The organism is Synechococcus sp. CBW1002, assembly GCF_015840915.1.
Classification (GTDB): Bacteria; Cyanobacteriota; Cyanobacteriia; order PCC-6307; family Cyanobiaceae; genus CBW1002.
Genome location: NZ_CP060398.1, coordinates 2875388 through 2897031, shown reverse-complemented (window position 1 = coordinate 2897031; position 21644 = coordinate 2875388). Strand labels below are relative to the sequence as shown.

Sequence of the window (21644 nt, the reverse complement as noted above, 5' to 3'; positions counted from 1 at the left end):
CTACTGTTGTTACGCAGAAAGACTGTTACATGGCTTCCGGGGCGCCGGCCTCACTCACCCCACATCCGCAGCAGGTTGGTGTAGCTGCGGCAGAGCAGATCGAAGATCTCCCCCTTGCCCTGCTGCTGAAACAGGGCCCGCCGCGCCGCGTCCAGCTCAAACAGCAGTTCCCGCTGTTCACTGCTGCGGATGCGACTCTGGATCCAGCCCACCGCCACCAGGCGCTCACCGGCGGTGACCGGCTCGACCCGATGCAGCAGGGTGCTGGGATACACGATCGCCTGGCCTGAGCCGAGACGCACGCGCTCCTCCCGATCCGGCGACTCCAGCACCAGATCACCACCCTCGTAGGCCGCTGGATCGGTGAGGGCCACCGTGAAGGACAGGTCAGAGCGACCACCGGCCATGAAGGCGTTGTCGACATGGCGCCCATAGCCCTCGCCAGGGCCGGTGAGGCTGAACAGCACCCCATGGACATGCAGCGGCAGGGCCGCCGAACGCACCAGCGGATCGGCCAGCAGGGCCTCCCGCACCTGAGCCTCCAGCTGGTGATGCAGGTCGGAGCCCCGCTCCAGCTGCCGGTTGCGTTTCACCCCGCGGGCATGCCAACCGGCGGTTTCGGCACCGGGCCGCCAGGGAGCGTCGTCGGCCCGCAGCGCCTCAGCCAGGGCACGGGTCGCCTCAGGGCTGAACAGGGGCTCGACAATGAAGCGCATGAACGGAGGCCGTCGGTGGATCCCACCATGCTTTGCCGTTGGATCACGCCGCGCTGTGCCTGTTGATCCGCACCACTGCGGCGGTTGATCACATCAGTGAGACCGATGGATCACGACCTGCTCCGCCCAGCAGCCACCGCCGGGCGCGGACTCCTCAAGAATGGTGGCCAGCCGCACCACCTCCATGGCCCGCCCCAGCATCGCTCTGTTTCTTGCCACCGCCGGCCTGATGGCCGGAGCCGTGGGCTGCGGCAAGGCACCCGACTCCGGCAGCGGCGGCGAAGAGTCGTCCGGCATGAGCACGCCGGCTCCGCAGACCGCACCGAAGATGCAGAAGGAAGCGATGGGCGAGGGGGCGATGCAGGGCAAGACCAAGGATCAGGAGATGCACGGTTCAGATGAAGGCGGTGAAGGCGGCGAAGGCGGCGAGGAGTGAGCCAGAGGCGGCCGCAGCGCCGACCCGAACAACGGGAACAGGCCAGACGCCTGAGGGGCCTGCTCACGATCACCGAGGCACAGAGCGGCTTCCGCCACTGGCGAGAGCCCTACCTGCTGATGCTGTCCGTGTCGTGGCCCCTGTTCCTGGGGCTGATCACGACGCTGTACCTGCTGATCAACCTGCTGTTCGCCGCGCTGTACCGGCTGGATCCGGCCGGCATCGGCGGGGTTTCAGGCGGAGGCGCGGCCAGTTTCGCGGACGCCTTCTTCTTCAGCGTCCAGACCCTGGGCTCGATCGGCTACGGCGTGCTCCACCCCAGCAGCCTCACCGCCCACCTGATCGTGACCGCCGAGGCGCTGACGGGGCTGATCTTCATCGCCCTCACCACCGGCCTGGCCTTTGCCCGCTTTTCCCGCAGCTCGGCCCGGATCCGTTTCTCCAGCCTGGCGGCGGTGCATCCCTACAACGGCGTTCCCACCCTCACCTTCCGGGTGGCCAATGAGCGACGCAACACCATCCTGGGAGCGAATCTGAAGGCCTACCTCAGCATCGACGAGCGCAGCAGCGAAGGCCACCGGATGCGGCGACTGCATCCCCTGCGCCTCAGCCGGGAAGACGGCATCGCCTTCACCCTGGCCTGGACGGCGATGCATCCGATCAACCGCGACAGCCCCCTGTGGGGACTGGGTCCCGACCAGCTGGCGGTGGACCATGCCGAGGTGGTGGTGTCCTTCAGCGGCACCGACGGAATCCTGGAGCGTCCGATCCACGCCCACGCCAGCTATCCGGTCGACTGCATCGCCTTCGGGCGCTGCTTCGTGGACATGGTGGAAACCGACGGTGCCCGGGCGGTGATCGACTTCTCCCGCTTCCACCAGACGCGCGCCTGCCCAATGCCAGACCCCGGGGAAGAACGGGCGGAGGAAGGCTGACCGTTCAGTCGAGCCATGTCGGCTGCCTAGGATCAGTCCTGCTGTGAGCTGATTTCTGATCCCTCTTCGCCGCCGGCTGGCCTACGGATGTGGCCCCGTTCTGATCATCCTCAGCCATCTGGGCTGCCTGCTGCTGCTGAGCACGGGCCTGGAGCTGGGAGCAGCGCTGTGGGCCGTGGGGCTGTATCTGGCGCGGATGCTGGCCACCACGGCGATCTACCACCGGTTGATCACCCACGGCAGCTACCGGGCACCGCGGCCGATCTGGTGGCTTGGCTCCCTGGTGGCGGCCTCCGCCGGACAGATGGGACCGAGCTGGTGGAAGGCCCATCACCAGCAGCACCATCGCCATGTGGACACCCCCCGCGACCCCCACAGCCCCCTGCAGCCGGCGACGGGCTGGTGGCATGGCCTCTGGCGTTCCCAGGCGGGCTGGCTGCTGGGCAGCAGCTTCTTCCCCGAACAGCTGCCTGCGGATGTGGAAGCCGATCCGGTGCTGCGGGCGATCGACCGCTTGCACATGCTGCCGGTGCTGGCCCTGGCGGGCCTCTCCTACGCCCTGGGCGGCCTGCCCTGGCTGGCGGCCTTCTGCCTCAGCACCACGGTCCTGTTCCACGGCGTGGCGACGGTGAACTCCGCGGCCCACCTCTGGGGAGAGCAGCCCTTCGAGAGCGGCGATGCCAGCCGCAACAGCCGCTGGGTCGCCCTGATCACCCTGGGTGAGGGTTGGCACAACCTGCACCACGCCTTCCCCTCCTCAGCCCGCCAGGGCCTGGGCCTGCGCCAGGGCGAACCGGTTGTCCTGCCCGATCCCACCTATCGCTTCATCCTGCTGCTGAAGCAGCTGGGCCTGGCCAGCCAGCTGCGCCTCCCCTCCGACCAGGCCCTGCGGGCTCGTCGCCGCCAAAGCGGTGGCAGCACAGCTGACCTGATCCGACTGGACAGCCATCAGGCCAGCCGCATGCGGGCCTGACGCCGAAGCCCGGGCGAAGCTTCAGCTTCAGGGACGAGGAGCCAGGAACGGAGGCCCAGGAGCTCGAGAGATCAAGAGCTCAGGGGGTTCGAGCCGGAGCGGATGGATAGGGAGGTCGACCGGACGAGATGCTCATAACATGACTACATATTTCGTGAGCAAACGCATCATTCAAGCAGTAGATTCGTAGAGTTTGCATACAGCGACGCCGTTGCATGATTTCCTCGGACAGTTACACCTAGCATCGCGCCGGCCATGACTGTTGCCATGTGCCCTCCCCTAGCCCTTTTGCCATTCTTCGCATGACCCTGGTCAGAGCGCCCCAGCTGGGCATTGATCGCTTCGCCAATGATCGCGACAAGGAAAGCTGGTCGCATGCTTCTTCCGACGACAAAAGCACCATCATCCGGGCGGTCTATCGGCAGGTTCTCGGCTATCAATACGTGATGGCCAGCGAACGGCTGAGCGCCGTGGAATCCCTGTTCCGCAACGATTACCTCAACGTCCGCGAGCTGGTGCGGGCCGTCGCCAAGAGCGGCCTCTACCGCAGCCGCTTCTTCGAGAACAGCAATCCCTACCGTTTCATTGAGCTCAACCACAAGCATCTGCTCGGCCGGGCTCCCCAGAACAAGGCGGAGATGCTGCATCACTTCACAATCCTGCAGGAGCAGGGTTATGATGCAGAGATTGATTCCTACATCGATAGCGTCGAATATCAGGAGCGTTTTGGTCAGGATACCGTTCCCTATCTGCACGGCTGGGATTACTCCAAGGGCCATGAGGGCCGCCAGTTCTCCTGGCTGATGCAACTGGCCCGTGGCGCCGCCGCCTCAGCCAAGGGCGATGCCTCCGGCAACCAGTTCCGGCTTGGGAAAGCCCTCCATCAGGATCGGGCTCTGCCCGTCCAGGGTTCGGCACCCCGAGTGGTGATTGTCTCCACCGAAGGACCGTTCCAGGCCCTGGTGAGCACGACCCACGATCTGGGCGAGTCGTTCGAGTCCGGTGAGTTCCGCAGCACCCCCACCCAGAGCCATCGCCGCGAAGCCCTGCGGGTGGATGCCGGCAGCCGCAGCAGCGACGCCTCTGGCCGCGTGGTGACGATCACCGCCACCGGCATCGCCGACAATTCCTACGTCCGCAGTGGTGCCTACGTGCTGCGGATTCCCTTCAGCCGCATGAATGAAGCCCTGCGTCGGGTCAATCGCCTCGGCGGCCGGGTTGTGGATGTAGCGGTGAGCTGAGAGCTGCTGCCCAGGGTCGCCAACAACACCTGAGCAGTGGGGGCTCCCCGATGGCGGGAGCCCCTCAACCAAAAGTTTTCGGCGCGTCGTCATGCTTCGGGCCAGCACATCTGGTGCCCGCAGCTCTGGCATCAGCACCAACAACGCTTATGGTGTCAACGAGAATCCCGTGAATCCACCCAGCAATCCTGCCACTGCACCGGTGAGCAGGCAAGCCAGCGTGGAGGCCAGCAGCACGCGCCAGGCCAGTGTTCCCACCACTCCCTTCTGCTCGGGCGCCAACGCACACAACCCCCCCACAAAGATTCCCAGCGAGGGGAGATGGGCAAAGCCGCAGAGTGCGTAGGCGAGGATCACCACCGAGCGCGGATCGCTCCATTGGCCCGCCTGCAGGCTGCTGGCCAGGCTGACGAACGCAGGCACCTCCGTGGCCACCAGCCGCAACGCCAGCAGTTCCGAAGCTGGTACCGCGTCGCTGAAGGGCACTCCGATCATCCACACAAACGGAACAAACACCCAGGCCAGCAGGGATTGCAGCGTGGCCTGCGGCTGGCCGAACCAGCCGCCCACCCAGCCGATGCCTGAATTGGTCAAGGCGAGCAGTCCAACGAAGGCAATCAGCACGGCCGTGATGCCCACGGCCAGCTTCAGTCCATCGTTGGCGCCCTGGGTGATGGCCTCCACGCTGCTCCCATAGCGCACCTCTTGCACCGGCTCGGGCAGCAGCGGCCGTGATTCGCTGGCTGGTACAGGCAGCCGCACCAGCGGTGCCGGCACCAGGAGGCGCGCCATCATCACTGCCGCCGGAGCACTCAGCAGGTTGGCCGTGATCAGATGGCCGGCAATGCCCGGAAAGTGGGGCTGGAGCACACCCACATACAGCCCCAGCATGGTGCTGGCGATGGTGGCCATGCCGGCGGTGAGTACCACCGCCAGTTCATGCGGCTGGGCAGTGGCCAGATAAGGGCGAATCGTGAGCATCGATTCAATCCCCACAAACACATTGCTGGCGGTCACGGTTGCCTCCACGCCTGTGATTCCCAGGCTCCGGCGGAAGAAGCGCGCCAGAGTGGCAATCACCCTCTGCATGACCCCCAGGTGATAGAGCAGAGCCGTGAGAGCTGCGAAAAAAATGGCAATCGGGAAGGCCTGGAAGGCCAGGATCAAGCCCAGGCTGCCCTGTTCGCCCGCGGGCACCGCCAGCGGGCCAAACACGAATTCAGCACCCGTGCGGGCAGGCGCCAGTAGCGCCACCACAGCCCCATTCAGCCAGGAAAACACCACCCGGCCGAACGCCAGCTGAAACAGCAACACCCCAAGCCCCAGCTGGGTGGCCAGGGCCACCCCGATCAGCCGCCAGGGCGTGGCCCTCCGATCCTGCGAGAACAACCACGCCACCAAAAGCAGCAATGCAATTCCCAGAGTTCCTCGCACCGCCTGCCAGAGCATGGTCCTTTTGCCACGGGTGCTGTAGCGGCGTCAACTTAAGGCGGCGCGGCCCATCCTGCGGCCATGGCTGCGATGGCTGGACCTTGGAAATCGACGAAGCAGTCGCCCTTGAAGCCCCTGACGCAGTCCAGGCCAGCAACGGATCAACGGGTTGAAAAGTCTCCATGCCGATTCGCGTCCTGACACCAGGGCTCGAAACAATCGAACAACGGCGCGAAGGCATGGTCAGGATGGGCCTTGAGAGGGCGGTCGATGAGGATGGAACGCCAGGTGCCGATGTATTCCGTGAGGCAGAACGAATCCAGCACCCAGCTGAGCGGAAACCAGGTGATCGGTCGCTTGGTGCCGAGGCTGGGCAGATCGATCTCGATGCCTTCGGCCATCAGGGCACGGTTGAGAAAGCCGGCATGGCGCGCCTCATCGCGGGCCATCAGGTTGAACAGGCGGCTGAGCTCCGGACGGCCAGCCTTCTGCAATCGGCGGGAGAGCTCCTTGAACAGCAGAAAGCCGGAACATCCAATACGCACGACTGCACCAGATCACTCTCTTGGGCCTCCGTCTCCGCTGCTGAACGATGACCCAGCCGGTTCAACGGCGCCTTGCGATCAACGTGCTCGCGGTTGTCATCGGCCTCCATCGCGCCGAGCATGGAATGGACTCGAAGCCGGGGCGAGGGCGCGACCGGAACGGCCGGGCTGTGCCGGGCTGGGACAGGACAACTTGAAACAACGTCATCGCAATACAACGTCTTGCCAGTTTCCTTGAAACAGCAGAGCGCGTTGAGCAGATGATGGAGATCCGCGCTAGGCTTGGACTTCAGCCATCGCCGCCTGCTGCGGCCTTCTCCGCGATGGACGCCCTCGCCGAATACTTCAAGGTCTTCTCCGAACCCAACCGGCTCGCCGTGCTCGACGCCCTGCGCACCGGACCGCTCAATGTGACGGCCGTGGTGGAGAAGACAGGCCACAGCCAGGCCCTGGTATCGAAACACCTCAAGCTGCTCACCATCGCCGGTGTGGTGCGGCGACGGCCGGAGGGAAGCCTGGTGTTCTACGAGGTGATCGATAAAAGCGTGTTCAAGTTGCTGGCCCGCGCCGAAAAGTTGATGCTCTCGGCGAAGCGCCAGCAGCTCGACGCCCTGGCGGCGATCCTCTGACAGGCTGCCGAGCTGCTGTGTCGTCTCCCTCCTCTGCAGACGTGCCTGTCTCGCCAGGTCTGCCCACCGATCTTGAAAGCCTGCGCCAGGCCCTCGCCGCTGGAGATCGGCAGTTCCCGGGCCTGCAGCTCCGTGATCTCGATGGTGTCGATCTCGACCTGAGCGACTGTGACCTCAGCGGAGGCACCTTCCAGGAAGCCCGCTTCGGCCGCAGCCGCTGGCAACGGGCCCAGGTGACCGGTTGCCGTTTCCAGGGGGCCCTGCTCCGGGGAGCGGATCTCTCCGGGCTGCAGGCCGCGGGTTCCTTCTGGCACGACGCCGATCTCTCCGGCGCCCGGCTCCAGAACGCCGACTTCTCCGGGGCCCTGATGCACCGCTGCTGCCTGCGGGGGGTGGTGGCAGCCGGCAGCCACTGGCGCGACACCCGCCTGGTGGAGGCCGATTTCCGCAGCGGCCTCGACCAGCTCACTGATCTGGGCCGGGCCGATCTGCGGGGTGCCGATCTCAGCTATGCCCAGCTGCAGGGCTCCCAGCTGCACGGCGCCGACCTGCGCGGCGCCTGCCTCTACGGCGCCAACCTCTCGGGCGCCGATCTGAGTGAAGCCGATCTGAGCGGCTGCGACCTGCGCGACACATCCCTGGCCAGCGCCCGGCTCGACAAGGCCGTCCTCAGCGGCACCCTGCTGCCCGACTGAACGCCCGCTGATCACCTGACCTCAGAGACCTCGCCCGAGTGAGTTCGCCCGATTGACATAGCTTGAGGCCCAGCGATAGGCATCGAGAGCTCCCCTGCCATGAGCGACCACTTCGATCTGATCGTGCTCGGTGCCGGCTCCGGCGGCCTGGCCGCCGCCAAACGGGCCGCCTCCTACGGCGCCCGCGTGGCGATCGTGGAGGGGGATCGGGTGGGCGGCACCTGCGTGATCCGCGGCTGCGTGCCCAAGAAACTGCTGGTCTACGGCTCCGCCTACAAGCACCTGCTGGCCGATGCGGCCAGCTACGGCTGGTCGATGGGAGAGGTGCGCCACGACGCCGGCACCCTGCTCGCCAACGTGCGCGCCGAAGTGGATCGGCTCAACCAGTTGCACATCGGCCTGCTCGAGAAGGCGGGGGTGGAGCTGGTACGTGGCTGGGGCCACTTCCTCGATTCCCGCAGCGTGGCAGTGACGGCAACACCAGCCACCCTCCGTGACCAGTCCTCGGAATCGGATCCGGCCCCCGGCAGCCCGCCCCGCATCCTGCGCGGTGAACGGATCCTGATCGCCGTGGGGGGCCGACCCACCCGCCCGCTGATCCAGGGGGCCGAGCATTGCTGGGTGAGCGACGACCTGTTCCTGCTCGAATCCTTGCCGGAACGGGTCGTGATCGTGGGTGCGGGCTTCATCGCCTGCGAATTCGCCTGCATCCTCAATGGGCTCGGCGTCCAGGTGACCCAGCTGGTGCGCGGTGATCACCTGCTGCGCGGCTTTGATCTGGAGGCCGCCCACGCCGTGCAGGAGGGCATGGAAGCGGGCGGCATCGACATCCGCTTCGCCCACAGCCCCGCCCAGATCGCAGGAGAGCCGGGGGCCCTGGTGGTGACAGCCCAGAGCGGCGAACAGATCGCCTGTGGTGGGGTGTTGCTGGCCACCGGCCGCCATCCCCATCTGGAGCCTCTGCACCTGGATGCGGCCGGCGTGGCCACAGACAATGGCCGGCGCATCCCGGTGGACAGAAACCAGGCCACCAACGTGCCCCATATCTACGCGGTGGGAGATGCCACCGACGTGATCAACCTCACCCCGGTGGCGGTGGATGAGGGGCGCGCCTTCGCCGACTCGGTGTATGGCGGCAAACCCAGGCAGGTGAACCACGACCTGGTGGCCAGTGCCGTGTTCAGTCAGCCGGAACTGGCCACGGTGGGCCTGAGCGAAGAGGAGGCGATCGCCCGCTGCGGCCCTGAGGGCCTGCGGGTGCATCGGGCCCGGTTCCGCCCCATGGCCCAGGCCCTGCCCGCTCGAGGTCCGCGGGTGCTGCTCAAGCTGGTGGTGGAGGCGGCCACCGACAGGGTCCTGGGGGTTCAGATGGTGGGTGAGCACGCCGCCGAGATCATCCAGATGGCCGCCATTGCGATCGGCATGGGAGCCACCAAGGCGGACTTCGACCGAACCATGGCCCTGCACCCCAGCGTGTCTGAAGAATTCGTGACCATGGCCAACTGAGCCTGTCAACCGGCACGCTGCAGCGGCAGCAGACCCTTGCGCAGATCATCCGCCAGCAGGATGGTCACCGGAGCCACCAGCATCCAGGGCAGCCAGGCGGCAGGGAAGGGGGCCATGGCGAACAACTCCGCCAGGGCCGGCGTCAGGATCAAGGCGGCGGTGAGGGCCAGCTCAGCCATGACCCCAATCCAGAGCAGGGGATTGTCCCGCCAGGCCGGCAGCGACCAGCCGCTGCTCCGCTCCCTGCGGCAGGCCAGCAACACACCCACCTGGGAGAACACGATCAGGCAGAAGGCCACGGCGGAGGCCTGCCGCTGCAACCAGAGCAACTCGGCTGGAGCACTGCGATGCAACAGGGCCGGCGCCAGCTGCCGCAGCGCCGCCAGATCAAAGCCCGCCCCCTGCCACACCAGCAGATAGCCCCCCATGGCCAGCACGGCCTCGATCAAGCCGAGGAACAGGTAGGCCCGCAGCAACAGGGCTCCGCTCAGCAACGGCGTATCCCGCTTCCGCGGTGGTCGGCGCATGCCACCGGCCTCCGGTGGCTCCGCCCCCAGACCCAGGGCCGGCAGCAGATCGGTGCCCAGATCCACCGCCAGGATCTGCAGCACCGTGAGGGCCGCGGGGATGCGCAGCGCCACCATCGCCAGAAACGGCAGGATCTCCGGCACGTTGGAGGCGAGGATGTAGGTGAGAAATTTGCCGATGTTGCTCACCACGGCCCGCCCGTAGCGGATCGCCTCGATGATCGTGGCGAAGTTGTCGTCCAGCAGCACGATGTCCGCCGCTTCCCGGGCGACATCGGTACCGTTGCATCCCATCGCCAGGCCCACATCAGCGGCGCGCAGGGCCGGGGCATCGTTGACACCGTCGCCGGTCACGGCCACCACCTCCCCGAGGGCGCGATAGGCCTGCACCAGCCGTAGCTTCTGCTCTGGAGCCATTCGGGCAAACACCAGACGGGTGCGGTGTTTGAGCAGCTGGCGCAGCTGCACATCACTGATCCGGGCCAGGGCGCCACCCTCGATCACCCGCACCGGATCCGCCTAACGGACGGCGCTGGGCTCGAGCAGGCCGATCTGCTGGGCGATGGCCTGGGCGGTCACGCCGTAGTCGCCCGTCACCATGGTGACCTTGATGCCGGCCTCGCGGCAGCGCCGGATCGCCTCGGGAACCTCCGGCCGTGGGGGGTCGTACAACCCCAGTAACCCCACGAACACCTGCTGCTGCTCCACAGCCTCACTGGCATCCGTGCCGGACCCGCCATCGTGGGGCAGCAGCCGTATCGCCACGGCGATCACCCGATAACCCTGGCTCGCCAGCCGGTCATTGGCCTCGCGGATGCGGCGACGCTCAGGCTCCAGCAAGGGGATCGGACCCGCCGCAGCCATACCCGACACGCAATGGTCGAGCACTTCCAGCGGCGCCCCCTTGGTGATGACCAGAGCCTGGGACTCCAGCCAGCCCCAGCCCATTCCACCGGACTGCCAGCCAGGGCCCGCCTCCACCACCACGCTCATGCGACGGCGGTGCGAATCAAACGGAATCTCCTGGCGGCGGGGATGGAGCTGGGGCAACCGCTCGGGGTTCAGTCCGGCCGCATCGGCCGCCACCAGCAGGGCCGCCTCGGTGGGATCGCCCACCACATGCCGGGCCGGGGCCAGCTCGAGATGGGCGTTGGAACACAGGCACGACCAGACCAGCAACCAGTTGTGCAGCAGCGGGTCCGGGTTCGGCAGCCAGGTGTCCTCCACTGCCATGCGATTGCAGGTGAGGGTGCCGGTCTTGTCGCTGCAGATCACGCTCACCGAGCCGAGCGTTTCGATCGCCGACAGACGCCGCACCAACGCGTTGCGCTGGGCCATGCGGCGCACATTCAGGGCCAGGGCGAGGGTGACGCTGGGGAGCAGTCCCTCCGGCACATTCGCCACCAGGATCCCCACGGCGAACACCAGGCCCTCCAAGGGCCCCATACCGACAAACACGAGGCTGAGACCGAACACGAGCAGCCCCATCGAGACCGCGATCGTGGTGATCACCCGCACGATGCGGGCCACCTGCCGTTCGAGGGTGCTGGGGCTGCGTTCGGTGCTGGCCGTGAGGTGGGCCACCTGACCGAACTCGGTCTCGGCGCCGGTGGCATAGACCACGGCGATGCCACGGCCGGCGGTCACGGTGGTGCCGGCCAGCACCAGATTGGAGCGCTCGCGCGTGGGGATCGGATGGTCACTGCGCTCCGGCGGCAGCGTTTCGGCCTGACGGGCCACCGGCAGGGATTCGCCGGTCAGAACCGACACATCCAGATAAAGCCGGATCGATTCGAGCAGGCGCCCATCCGCCGGCACCTGATCGCCTTCCTCCAGGGCGACCCGATCGCCTGGAACGAGCTGATCGGCCTGGCAGGTCTGCAGCTGACCATCGCGCCACACCTGCACCTGGCGGGGCAGGGCGCGCGTCAGGGCAGCCAGGGTGCGTTCAGCCTGGAATTCCTGCCAGAAGGAGAACGCCCCGTTGATCAGCACCACGGCCCAGATCGCCCAGCCGAGGGCCGGGGTCCCTGCAACAAAGGCCAGGCCGCCGGCGATCCAGAGCAACAGGGCCATGAAATGCACCAGCTGATCCACGAACCGCAGCCAGAGGGAGCGGCGACGCAGGGCCGGCAGACTGTTGGGCCCGAAGCGCTCCAGTCGCCGCAGAGCCTCGGCGCTGCTCAGCCCGGTCGGGGTGGTCTGCAGGGCGTCGCACACCTCGCTCTGCGGGAGCGACCAGATCGGCTGGGCGGCGGAGAGCAGCACGAAGCCTGAGCGGCAGGGTGATCCAAGAGTGGATCGCCAGACTCACGGCGTCAGTGCTGGCGGGCAGTGCCTTTTTGAAGCTCAGGAGACGTCGATGCCCCAGGCCTGGCGGATCGCTGGATTGGTCAGTTCCCAGGCGTGCTCGGTGGGAACCACGGCAGCCCGATGCCGAGCCGGCTGAAGCTCGCGGCGCTCCATCTCAGCGTGCAGCAGGCTGATGAAGCGTTCACTCTCCTGGCGCAGCAGGGCCACATGGGCGGCACCGCCGGCCGCCGCGCGCATCTCTGGCTTGCTGGCACAGAGATCCAGACCCTGCAGATGCTCTTCCAGCCAGACCGCCTCGTATTGGAGCATCGAATCGCTGCAGTCGTGCAGCTGCCGTTCGTAGGCAGTCAGGTGCCCCTCCAGCTGGGCCGGCGGCGTGGCTGGAGAAGGCGCCTTTGCATTGAGGCGCTGCATGATCTCGCGGAGATGGCTCATGCCTCGGCTGCAGACGGAACAATCGGTTTGTTGGGAGGGTAGGAGCGGCCGTCAGCTCCGCGACCCAGGCGGTGCCATGCCGTTACGGAAGCCATGATCGACTGAAGCCGCTCCAGACCAGGCCGGTTCTGACCGAAATCCGTCGTGACCAGGCCTAACCCAGCAGATCCTTGCGGATCTGGTGGATACGGCTGAGCAGCTCGGCGCGCTTCTGCTGCCGCAGGGCGTTGCGGGCGAGAAAATTAAGCACCGCCACCAGACCGACCAGCTCCAGCAGGCCACCAATCAAGGGCAACTCATCGATAGCCTGCAAGGTGGCACCCGTGAGCTTGAGCGCCACACCGGCCACCACGGCCAGGAGCAGCAGCCGCGCCACCGGCAGCAGATCCTCGAAGGACTTCAGCTGGGATGCTCCAAGCTTGCCCAGCACCTGATTGAGAAACTGGAGCGGCAACCGCAGGGCCTCTGCGGCAGAGGTTTCGGCCGCTGCCCCTGCTGGCTGCGCTGGCCGCGGGGCCAGGGGCGCGGGCTCAGCCACCGGAATCACAGGATGGATCGCCTGCACCACAGGCTTCTCAGGCAGATCCTCCAGAACGGGGGCGGGGGCAGGGCTCGCCACCGGGACAGCCGTCGCAGACATGACCTCAACGTGAACATCCCCCTCTCTGGCGGCTTCGGGCGCTGACGCGATGGCCGCAACAGGGTTCTCGAGCGGCGGGGCCTTCAGCTCAGAACCGGACTGCAGCTCAGCGACAGGCTCCGGCACCGGCACCGGCACCGGCGACGGCACCGGCTCAGCGACAGTCCCTGGCACACCCGCTGAAGGCTGGTGCATCTCGGGCTTAGAGGGAGCTGACTGCGCTGGCTCAGACGACTCGGCTGGTGGATGAAAAGCTTCTGGCTGAGCATCAACTGGTTGCTCTTCAACTGGTTGCGCTTCAGCTGGTTGCGCTTCAGCTGGTTGCGCTTCGACAGGTTGCGCTTCGGCTGGGATACCAGCTGGGGAGTCGTTCTCCGGCATCGGACCTTCGGCTGCGACGGATCCTCCCCTTATACAAGGCCTCTCCCGCACCCTTCATCGGTGTCAACACGGGTTGGTTCAGACCGCCAGGCCACGCTCGTTGAACACGCCTTCGAAGAGGGCCGAACTGAGATAGCGCTCACCGGAATCGGGAAGCACCACCACGATCGTCCTGCCGGCGAAAGCCTCCTCCCGCGCCAGCCGCAAGGCAGCAACGGTGGCTGCTCCGCAGGAAATGCCGGCCAGGATGCCTTCCTCACACATCAGACGGCGCGCCATGCCCATCGCGTCGTCGTCGCTCACGGTTTCGACGCGATCGACCAGATCCAGATCCAGGTTGTCGGGCAGGAAACCGGCCCCGATGCCCTGGATCTTGTGGGATCCGGGCTGCAGCGGCAGGTTGGCCTTCGCCTGGCTGATCACCGGACTGTTGACCGGCTCCACCGCCACCGAGACCAACGGCTGGCCCAGAGTGGTCTTGATGTAGCGGCTCACGCCGGAGATCGTGCCGCCGGTGCCGACCCCCGCCACCAGAACGTCCACCTCGCCATCAGCGTCGTTCCAGATCTCGGGGCCCGTGGTGTCGTGGTGAATCTGGGGATTGGCGGGATTGCTGAACTGCTGCAGCAGCACGTAGCGATCCGGATCAGACTCGGCCAGCTCCTTGGCAGCCCCGATCGCCCCGCCCATGCCCAGCCGCCCCTCGGTGAGCATCAAACGGGCGCCATAGGCCGTAAGCAGCTTGCGCCGCTCCAGGCTCATGGTTTCCGGCATGGTGAGCGTCAGGGGAATACCGCGCGAGGCCGCCACAAAGGCCAGGGCGATGCCGGTGTTACCGCTGGTGGGTTCGATCAGTTCCTTGCCCTGACCCAGCCGTCCGGCCTGCTCGGCCTGCCAGATCATGGCCGCACCGATGCGGCACTTCACCGAATAGGCGGGATTGCGCCCCTCGATCTTGGCGAGAACCCTCGCCCCGCAACCGGCCGTGACCCGGTTAAGCTGCACCATCGGGGTATTGCCGATGCTGAGGCTGTTGTCGGTATAGATCGGGCTCATCCGCCGGTACCAAATCCGCTGGCACCCTAGGCAGCCCCTTTTCGGATGCCTTCATCAGCAGGAGCAAAACCCTGGGAAAACAGGCCATACGGACAGTGTCTTTGTGAAGAGCGATGGCCCGGTTTCCGGATGAGCCCACGCGAACGGAGCCTCCTCCCTAATGTTCGCGTCACTCCGGCGGCCTGTATCGGGCAAGCATCTGACGCTGTGCCTTCGGAACATTTCCCTTGTCTGCATCTCCATGTCGCCTCCCGCTGCGCCGGCGTTCTCGCCCTCGGCAGTGTTCAACCGGATCAGCTCCCAGCACATCAAGGGGGACCTGTTCGGTGGCGTCACCGCCGCGGTGATCGCCCTTCCCATGGCCCTGGCCTTCGGTGTCGCCTCCGGAGCTGGTGCCGCCGCAGGCCTCTGGGGGGCCGTGCTGGTTGGCCTGTTCGCCGCCCTGTTCGGCGGCACCCCCACCCTGATCTCGGAGCCCACCGGTCCGATGACAGTGGTGATGACGGCGGTGATTGCCAAACTCACCTCCCAGAATCCGGAACACGGCCTGGCCATGGCCTTCACCGTGGTGATGCTGGCGGGTCTGTTCCAGATCCTGTTCGGCTTCCTGAAGCTGGGCCGTTACGTCACGATGATGCCGTACACCGTGATCTCGGGCTTCATGTCCGGGATCGGCTTCATCCTGATCATTCTTCAGATCGGTCCCTTTCTGGGGCAGGCGATTCCCAAAGGTGGGGTGCTCGGCACCTTGAATGCCCTGCCGGGCCTGATCACCAGCGCCCGGCCCACCGAAGTGATCCTGGCGGTGATCACCCTGGCGATCCTCTGGCTGACGCCATCGAAGGTCAAGACGATTGCGCCGCCCCAGCTGATCGCCCTGATCCTGGGCACGCTCCTGTCCCTCTCGCTGCTGAGTGGCGGCGGCGATGGTGAAGAGATCCGCCGGATCGGCGAGATCGCCTCCGGTTTTCCGAAGCTGCAGCTGCCCTACTTCTCCCTGCCCCAGCTGGAGACGATGCTCGTCAACGGCGCCGTGCTCGGGATGCTGGGCTGTATCGATGCCCTGCTCACGGCGGTGATCGCCGACAGCATCACCCGCACCGAGAGCGATTCGAACAAGGAGCTGATCGGCCAGGGCCTCGGCAACCTCGTCTCGGGCCTGTTCGGCGGCATCGCCGGTGCCGGCGCCACCATGGGCACGGTGGTGAACATCCAGGCCGGTGGCCGCAGCGCCCTTTCGGGCATCACCCGCGCCCTGGTGCTGATGCTGGTGATCCTGGCGGGCACGCGCCTGGCGGCCCAGATCCCCCAGGCGGTGCTGGCCGGCATCGCCCTGAAAGTGGGTGTCGACATCGTCGACTGGAGCTTCCTCAAGCGCGCCCATCGGATCTCGATCAAGGGCGCCCTGATCATGTATCTGGTGATCGGCCTCACCGTGCTGGTCGATCTGATCGCGGCCGTGGGCATCGGCGTGTTCATCGCCAACATCCTCACCATCGACCGGATGAGTTCGCTCCAGTCGAAGCAGGTGAAATCCGTCAGCACCGCCGACGGCGAGCTCAATCTGCCCAGTGAGGAGAAGGCCCTGCTGGATCGGGGCAACGGCAAGGTGCTGCTGTTCCAGCTGACCGGCGCCATGATCTTCGGGGTGGCCAAGGCGATCGACCGGGAGCACAACGCCATCGGCAGTTGCCAGGCCATCGTGTTTGACCTCACGGAGGTGTCCCACCTGGGGGTCACCGCAGCCCTCGCCGTTGAAAACGCGGTGGAGGAGGCCCTGGAGAAAGGTCGGCAGGTGTTTGTGGTGGGGGCCAACGGCACCACCCGCAAGCGGCTCGAGAGGCTTGGTCTCTACGCCAAGCTGCCGGTGGATCACCTCGAGATCAGTCGTCATGAGGCGCTCGAGCGAGCGGTTGCGGGGCTCGTCTGAACGCAGGGAGATTCTGCGGGGCTCGGCTCAGGCGGCGGGTACTGCTGGGGTCAGTCCATAGGGCTCACCATCGGCGGGTTCGAGGATCCCCAGCTCCTCCCGCCAATCGGCCACCGGACTGTGCCAGCCCTCTTCCCAGTGGGCCACGGCCAGGCAACTCGCCTGCCGAGCCATCGCCATGCCGTGCGCCACAGCCGCGCTCAGTCGCGGCAGGCGCTCGGTCTGGAAGCGGAAGGTGGCCAGTTGTCCGGCTGTGGTGAGCAGCACGTAGGCGGGAAAGCCGATCTGACAGGCGGTGATCGCCAGCACCCCACTTTCCCCTTCGGAAACCGTGCCGAATCCACTCACCACATGGTGGATGTCGTGGGTGGTGGCGATGCGCTGGGTCAACCAGTGGGCCTGGGTTCCCGTGGGCCTGGGCCGGAAGAATTCAGGGTCGTAGTCGAGCTGACGAATCAGCTGGGCGTAGCTGCGGCCCAGGCTTCCCTCCGGCAGCTGGATCAGCCGATCCAGATCCGGCTGCAGGGGCGGGTATCGGGCATCCATCATCGCGGCACCACCAGGGACGCTGCGAAAGCGGCCGATGCAGGCCTCCATCTGCGGTGTGTCGAGCATGTTGTCGACCAGATCCGCCACCGAACCCAGGTCGCCGCCACTGCGGCCGATCGCCGCCAGCAATTTGAGGTTGTTGGCGGCCCTGAGCAGTTCACCGAATCGAGCCATCCCTGGACGCGCGCCTACCTCCAGCATCGCCCCACCTCTGGCAACGCTGACCGGTGGGCGCCTGCGACGCTGGACAGCCAGCCAACAGATACCCAAACTCCTGATGCAAGTCCCGCTGCGCGAGTGGTGGCAGCAGCCCCACCGCGACGTCCTCTCCGGCCTGGTGGTGGCCTTCGCCATGATCCCCGAGGCGATCGCCTTCTCCGGCATCGCCGGGGTCGATCCCAGTGTGGGCCTGTTCGGTGCCTTCTGCCTGGCGGTCACCCTGGCGATCGTGGGCGGCCGCATGGCGATGATCACCTCGGCCACCGGCTCCACGGCCCTGCTGATGACCGGCCTGGTGCAGCAGGGCGATGCTCTGGGGGCGGGCCTGGGGCTGCAGTTTCTGCTGGCCGCCGGCATCCTCACGGGCCTGCTGCAGATCGCCTGGGGCTATCTGCGCCTGGCCCATCAGATGCGCTTCGTGCCCCAGCCGGTGATGGCTGGTTTCGTCAATGCCCTGGCGATCCTGATCCTGCTGGCCCAGCTCCCCCAGCTCGGCCTCGACGCCTTCCACCCCGAGGTGGTGACGGTGCAGCCCGCCCAGTTGCCGGCGGTGTGGGGCCTGACCCTGCTCACCCTGGTGCTGATCTATCTGCTGCCACGGGTCACCAAGGTGATTCCCTCGGCCCTGATCGCCATCTTGATCACCACGGGGATCGCCATCCAGCTGAAGCTGGATGTGCCCACGGTGGCGTCGCTCGGCACCCTGCCCCAGGGTCTGCCGAGCTTCGGTCTGCCCCAGGTGCCCTTCAACCTCAACACCCTCGGGCTGATCCTGCCGACGGCTCTGGCCATCTCCCTGGTGGGGCTGATGGAGACCTTCCTCACCCAGGACATCCTCGACGACATCACCGACCAGACCAGCCACAAGAACGTCGAGGCCCGCGGACAGGGGATCGGCAATATCGTCAGCGCGCTGTTCGGCGGCATGCCGGGCTGTGCCCTGGTGGGCCAGTCGGTCATGAACGTGGGGTATGGCGGCCGCACCCGGCTCTCCACCCTCACCTCGGGCATGAGCCTGCTGGCGATGATCCTGCTGGCCCGCGAGTGGGTGAATCAGATCCCCATGGCCACCCTGGTAGGCGTGATGATCATGATCGCGATCAACACCGCCAATCTGCGCTCGATCACCGAAATCCGCCGAATCCCCCGCAGCGACACCGCCGTGATGGTGCTCACGGTGGTCATCACCGTGCTCACCCACAACCTGGCCATCGGTCTGCTGGCGGGTGTGGCCCTGGCGGGCATCCTGTTCAGCCGTAAGGTGGCCAAGGTGATCGAGGTGGAGAGTCGCCTCGACGGCGACGACCATCGCATCTACACGGTGCGGGGTCAGCTGTTCTTCGTGAGCAGCATCTATTTCCGCCAGGGCTTCGATGTGCATGAGCATCCGGCCCGGGTCAGCATCGATATGGGAGAGGCGCACATCTGGGATCAGAGCGGAGTCACCGCCCTCGATCAGGTGATCCGCCGCATCAAGCTCGGAGGCAGCTCCGTGGAGGTGATTCACCTCAACCCCGCCAGCACCGACCTGTTCGCCCGGATCGGCATGGCAGAGGAGGCCGGCGGACGCGGCGGAGACCTGGCTGGAGCCCACTGATGACCTGGACAGCCGGATTGCCATCCCAGACTGACGGCCTTAGCGGCCCGATGGCCAGGCGCTGAACGGACGCTCCCGCCGGCGTGTGCCCCGCTCCGGCAACCACAACTCCAGAACCGCACCCCCCTCGGGGTGGTTGCGGGCCTGGACCCGTCCACCCTGGGTCACGGCGATCTGCTGCACGATCGACAGGCCCAGGCCACTGCCGGTCCGTTTGCTGCGCACCCGGGAGGGATCGCCGCGATAGAAGCGCTCGAACAGATGGGTCAGATCCTGCTCGCTGAGGCCGGGGCCGTGATCACGAACGCTCAGCAGTGTCCAGTCGCCACTGCTGACCAGATCCACCTGAACCGCCGTGCCATCAGGCGCATAGCGGATGGCGTTATCGAGCAGGTTGAGCAGGGCCCGATGCAGCCGCGACCCATCGCCCCACACCACCGTCGGGGCCGGATCCTCCCCTTCCGGCTCCGGTGGCTGTCGGGGCACCCGGTGCAGGGCCAACTCGATCCGGCGCTGTTCCGCCAGGGGACGCAGACCTGCCCACACCTTTTCCACCAGGGCACCCAGATCGACCGGATCGCTGCGACCCGGATCTCCAGGCAGGGCGTTCTCCAGCCGCGACAGCTCCAGCAGATCCCCCACCAGCTGCTGCAACCGCAGCAACTCCCGCTGCAGCCGCTCCACCAGCACCGCATGGCGGCTGTTCACCTGGGAAGCGAGGCTGTCGCCCACCAACAGCAGGGCCGTGAGGGGGGTCCTGAGCTCATGGGCCACATCGCTGACCCAGCGCTCCTGCTGCTCCAGCTGGGCTTCCAGGGAGCGGCGGGTCTGCAGCAGCACCGCCACCCAGCCATCGTCACCGGGGAGGGCATGCACCTCCAGATCCTCTTCCCCGTGCTGCCATTCCAGCCGTTGAAGCCGCTGCTGGCTGCGGGCGCTGTCGATGGCGCTGCGCAGCTGCGGTGCACGGCAGAGTGCCTGAAGCGGCTCACCCCGGTGGAGACCAGCCGCTGATAACTGCAGCAATCGCACAGCACGGGGATTGATGGTGCGGATCACACCCTCCCCATCCAGCAGCATCCAGCCCAGGGGTGCCGCCTCAATCCAGCGCAGCAGCTGACGACGGCCGGGGCGTTGCGACGGTATGGCGCGCCCCCGCCCTCGCCGCCGAGACCAACCCGCCAACCACCAGCCAGCCAGCAGACCCGCTGCCACTCCAAGCCCAAATCCGACCACAACGTTCATCTCACGGCCGCAAGCGGCCCCACCGGCACGCCTCAGCCGAAGCGATAACCGAAGCCCCGCACCGTCTGCACATGCTGCGGTGCCGACGGATCATCTTCGATCTTCTCGCGCAGCCAGCGGATGTGGACATCAACGGTCTTGGGATCACCGAAATAATCGAATCCCCAGAGACGTTCCAGCAGTTTGTCGCGGCTCCAGACCCGGCGTGGATGCTGCATGAACAGCTCCAGCAGCCGGAATTCGCGGCGGGAGAGGTTGACCTCCAAACCATCGCGCAGAACCCGGCATTCCTCCGGATAGAGGCAGAGGTTGGCGTGCTGCAGCATCTGGCGCTCATCCCGCTGCTGCAGGGTGCTGCGGCGCATCAGGGCGCGGCAGCGGGCGACCAGCTCACGCATGCCAAACGGCTTGACAAGGTAGTCATCAGCTCCCACCTCGAGGCCCAGCACCCGATCCGTTTCCGAATCGCGCGCGCTCACCACCAGAATCGGGGTCTGGTTGTGCACCTGGCGCAGCTTTCGACAGAGATCAAGGCCCCCCAGACCGGGCAGCATCAGGTCCAGCACCACCAATGCAAATCCTTCGCTCCCCTGCTCCGTCGCATCGGAGTGGAGGAGATCAAGGGCCTTGCGGCCATTGCTGCAGCCAGTCACGGCATAGCCCTCGAGGGCCAGGGCCTCACAGACGGTCTCACGGATGGTGTCGTCATCCTCGACGACCAGAACAGAGGCAGGCATACCCCCATTGTTGGTGATGGAAGCCTGGTTCAGCAGAGTGGACTGCTCGGCCTCACCCAACGGTGCCACGACCAGGGTCGCCGTCATGGGCGGATCTTGCGGGACGGGGTGAAGCCGATCACCAGGCGACGCTCGTCGTCGATCTGCAACCAGCCTTCGTCACGCAGCACACCGAGGATGCGCGTCACGGTGACGCGGGTGGTGCTGAGGGCACTGGCGAGATCCTGGTGGGTGAGGCGCAGATTGAGGCGCAGCCCCTGGGGGCAGGGCTGGCCATACTGCTCAGCCAGCAGCTCGAGGAAGCCGCGCAGCCGCTCCTCGATGCGTCGCAGACCCAGCAGGGCCAGCATCGCCTCACTCTGGCGTTGACGGGCCGCCACGGCACGCAACATGGCCGTGGCCAACTGAGGATCGTTCTGGATGTCCTGAGAGGTGAAGCAGAGCAGGTCCGTATCGGTCACCGTGATCGCCTGGAAGGCCTGCACATCGGTGAGTGGCTCGCCGAAGGGTTCATTCGGACCGGCCAGACCAAGCAACAACTCATCGCCGTGAATCGATACCGCACCGAGTTTCACCATGCCCCGCACCACCAGCCAGATGGTGTGACGCAGTAACGGCACACTGCTGCCGGCAGCGAGATGAACCAGGCTGCGTTTCTGATAGCACTCCTCCAGCACAGCCCGGAAGCCATCGCTGCGGCCTGCTTCCGGGGAAGGGGTGAACACCATGAGGAGTGCCGGGTGGCGGTTTGCAGGCGATTGTATGGAGCGCGACACGCCCCAAGCACCAAGATGAGGTAGTGCCTTGATTAAGTCGAGGCTAAGAGCGCCTGGACAGGTCGTTCAGGCCAGGGGTTGGGCAAAGCATTACGCCGAACATTGACCTCGAACCCAGTCAGAAAGCCGCCA

General features: G+C 66.3%; 21 protein-coding genes. 9 read left to right on the top strand and 12 right to left on the bottom strand.

Annotated elements, in window-relative coordinates; genetic code table 11:
* Positions 1-50: 50 nt before the first annotated feature.
* The gene (locus tag H8F24_RS14340; protein WP_197155027.1) at positions 51-716 is read right to left on the bottom strand and encodes a Fe2+-dependent dioxygenase; all 666 of its coding nucleotides are present in this window, start codon (positions 714-716) and stop codon (positions 51-53) included.
* Positions 717-900: 184 nt separating this feature from the next.
* On the opposite strand from H8F24_RS14340, the gene H8F24_RS14335 reads away from it, so the two are divergent.
* The 4 genes from H8F24_RS14335 (at position 901) to H8F24_RS14320 (ending at position 4301) form a co-directional block, all read left to right on the top strand.
* The gene (locus H8F24_RS14335; protein ID WP_197155025.1) at positions 901-1152 is read left to right on the top strand and encodes a hypothetical protein; all 252 of its coding nucleotides are present in this window, start codon (positions 901-903) and stop codon (positions 1150-1152) included.
* On the top strand, positions 1149-2087 hold the full coding sequence (locus H8F24_RS14330) for an ion channel (protein WP_231597857.1): 939 nt from the start codon (positions 1149-1151) through the stop codon (positions 2085-2087). Before H8F24_RS14335 ends, H8F24_RS14330 begins: the two co-directional genes overlap by 4 nt.
* 175 nt (positions 2088-2262) lie before the next feature.
* Positions 2263-3060, top strand: a complete 798-nt coding sequence (locus H8F24_RS14325) for an acyl-CoA desaturase (RefSeq protein WP_231597856.1) — start codon at positions 2263-2265, stop codon at positions 3058-3060.
* A gap of 302 nt (positions 3061-3362) precedes the next feature.
* Entirely contained in the window at positions 3363-4301 is a 939-nt protein-coding gene (locus H8F24_RS14320; protein ID WP_197172369.1) for a phycobilisome rod-core linker polypeptide, read from the top strand.
* A 147-nt stretch (positions 4302-4448) separates the two neighbouring features.
* On the opposite strand, the gene H8F24_RS14315 is transcribed toward H8F24_RS14320, so the two are convergent.
* Together H8F24_RS14315 and H8F24_RS14310 are read right to left on the bottom strand one after the other, a co-directional pair.
* The gene (locus H8F24_RS14315; RefSeq protein WP_231597855.1) at positions 4449-5750 is read right to left on the bottom strand and encodes a NupC/NupG family nucleoside CNT transporter; all 1302 of its coding nucleotides are present in this window, start codon (positions 5748-5750) and stop codon (positions 4449-4451) included.
* A gap of 143 nt (positions 5751-5893) precedes the next feature.
* Positions 5894-6277, bottom strand: coding sequence for a ferritin family protein (locus H8F24_RS14310; RefSeq protein WP_370594752.1), 384 nt, complete (start codon positions 6275-6277; stop codon positions 5894-5896).
* 263 nt (positions 6278-6540) lie between these two features.
* On the opposite strand from H8F24_RS14310, the gene H8F24_RS14305 reads away from it, so the two are divergent.
* The 3 genes from H8F24_RS14305 to gorA all read left to right on the top strand — a co-directional run bounded on the left by H8F24_RS14305 (position 6541) and on the right by gorA (position 9107).
* Positions 6541-6906, top strand: a complete 366-nt coding sequence (locus tag H8F24_RS14305; protein WP_231597854.1) for a helix-turn-helix transcriptional regulator — start codon at positions 6541-6543, stop codon at positions 6904-6906.
* Between the two features lie 41 nt (positions 6907-6947).
* Entirely contained in the window at positions 6948-7601 is a 654-nt protein-coding gene (locus H8F24_RS14300) for a pentapeptide repeat-containing protein (RefSeq protein ID WP_231597853.1), read from the top strand.
* Between the two features lie 99 nt (positions 7602-7700).
* Positions 7701-9107: a glutathione-disulfide reductase gene (gene gorA, locus H8F24_RS14295; RefSeq protein WP_197170048.1), complete on the top strand. Its 1407-nt coding sequence runs from the start codon at positions 7701-7703 to the stop codon at positions 9105-9107.
* Between the two features lie 5 nt (positions 9108-9112).
* On the opposite strand, the gene H8F24_RS20245 is transcribed toward gorA, so the two are convergent.
* The 5 genes from H8F24_RS20245 to cysK form a co-directional block, all read right to left on the bottom strand.
* Positions 9113-10144, bottom strand: coding sequence for an HAD-IC family P-type ATPase (locus tag H8F24_RS20245; RefSeq protein WP_370594751.1), 1032 nt, complete (start codon positions 10142-10144; stop codon positions 9113-9115).
* A gap of 9 nt (positions 10145-10153) precedes the next feature.
* A complete protein-coding gene (locus H8F24_RS14285) occupies positions 10154-11902 on the bottom strand; it encodes a cation-transporting P-type ATPase (protein WP_197170047.1) in 1749 nt (582 codons plus the stop codon).
* A gap of 81 nt (positions 11903-11983) precedes the next feature.
* The gene (locus H8F24_RS14280) at positions 11984-12382 is read right to left on the bottom strand and encodes a hypothetical protein (protein ID WP_197155004.1); all 399 of its coding nucleotides are present in this window, start codon (positions 12380-12382) and stop codon (positions 11984-11986) included.
* A 154-nt stretch (positions 12383-12536) separates the two neighbouring features.
* Entirely contained in the window at positions 12537-13172 is a 636-nt protein-coding gene (locus H8F24_RS14275; RefSeq protein ID WP_197170046.1) for a CAAD domain-containing protein, read from the bottom strand.
* Positions 13173-13481: 309 nt separating this feature from the next.
* On the bottom strand, positions 13482-14459 hold the full coding sequence (gene cysK / locus H8F24_RS14270) for a cysteine synthase A (RefSeq protein WP_197170045.1): 978 nt from the start codon (positions 14457-14459) through the stop codon (positions 13482-13484).
* A 241-nt stretch (positions 14460-14700) separates the two neighbouring features.
* Between cysK and H8F24_RS14265 the strand changes: the two genes are divergently transcribed.
* Positions 14701-16389 (top strand): SulP family inorganic anion transporter, encoded by a 1689-nt coding sequence (locus H8F24_RS14265; protein ID WP_197170044.1) that lies wholly within the window; start codon positions 14701-14703, stop codon positions 16387-16389.
* Between the two features lie 27 nt (positions 16390-16416).
* Here the strand turns inward: H8F24_RS14265 and H8F24_RS14260 are convergent, their stop codons facing one another.
* Positions 16417-17112, bottom strand: coding sequence for a Coq4 family protein (locus tag H8F24_RS14260; RefSeq protein WP_197170043.1), 696 nt, complete (start codon positions 17110-17112; stop codon positions 16417-16419).
* A gap of 103 nt (positions 17113-17215) precedes the next feature.
* Here H8F24_RS14260 and H8F24_RS14255 point away from each other — a divergent pair, with 103 nt between their 5' ends.
* Positions 17216-18754 (top strand): SulP family inorganic anion transporter, encoded by a 1539-nt coding sequence (locus tag H8F24_RS14255; RefSeq protein ID WP_197154997.1) that lies wholly within the window; start codon positions 17216-17218, stop codon positions 18752-18754.
* A gap of 39 nt (positions 18755-18793) precedes the next feature.
* Here H8F24_RS14255 and H8F24_RS14250 read toward each other — a convergent pair whose 3' ends face one another.
* From H8F24_RS14250 to H8F24_RS14240, 3 genes are read right to left on the bottom strand one after another with little or no spacing between them, the layout of a single operon-like run.
* Positions 18794-19999 (bottom strand): cell wall metabolism sensor histidine kinase WalK, encoded by a 1206-nt coding sequence (locus H8F24_RS14250; RefSeq protein WP_197170042.1) that lies wholly within the window; start codon positions 19997-19999, stop codon positions 18794-18796.
* 32 nt (positions 20000-20031) lie between these two features.
* On the bottom strand, positions 20032-20811 hold the full coding sequence (locus H8F24_RS14245) for a response regulator transcription factor (RefSeq protein WP_370594833.1): 780 nt from the start codon (positions 20809-20811) through the stop codon (positions 20032-20034).
* A gap of 8 nt (positions 20812-20819) precedes the next feature.
* On the bottom strand, positions 20820-21464 hold the full coding sequence (locus H8F24_RS14240) for a Crp/Fnr family transcriptional regulator (protein WP_197154993.1): 645 nt from the start codon (positions 21462-21464) through the stop codon (positions 20820-20822).
* Positions 21465-21644 lie beyond the last annotated feature (180 nt).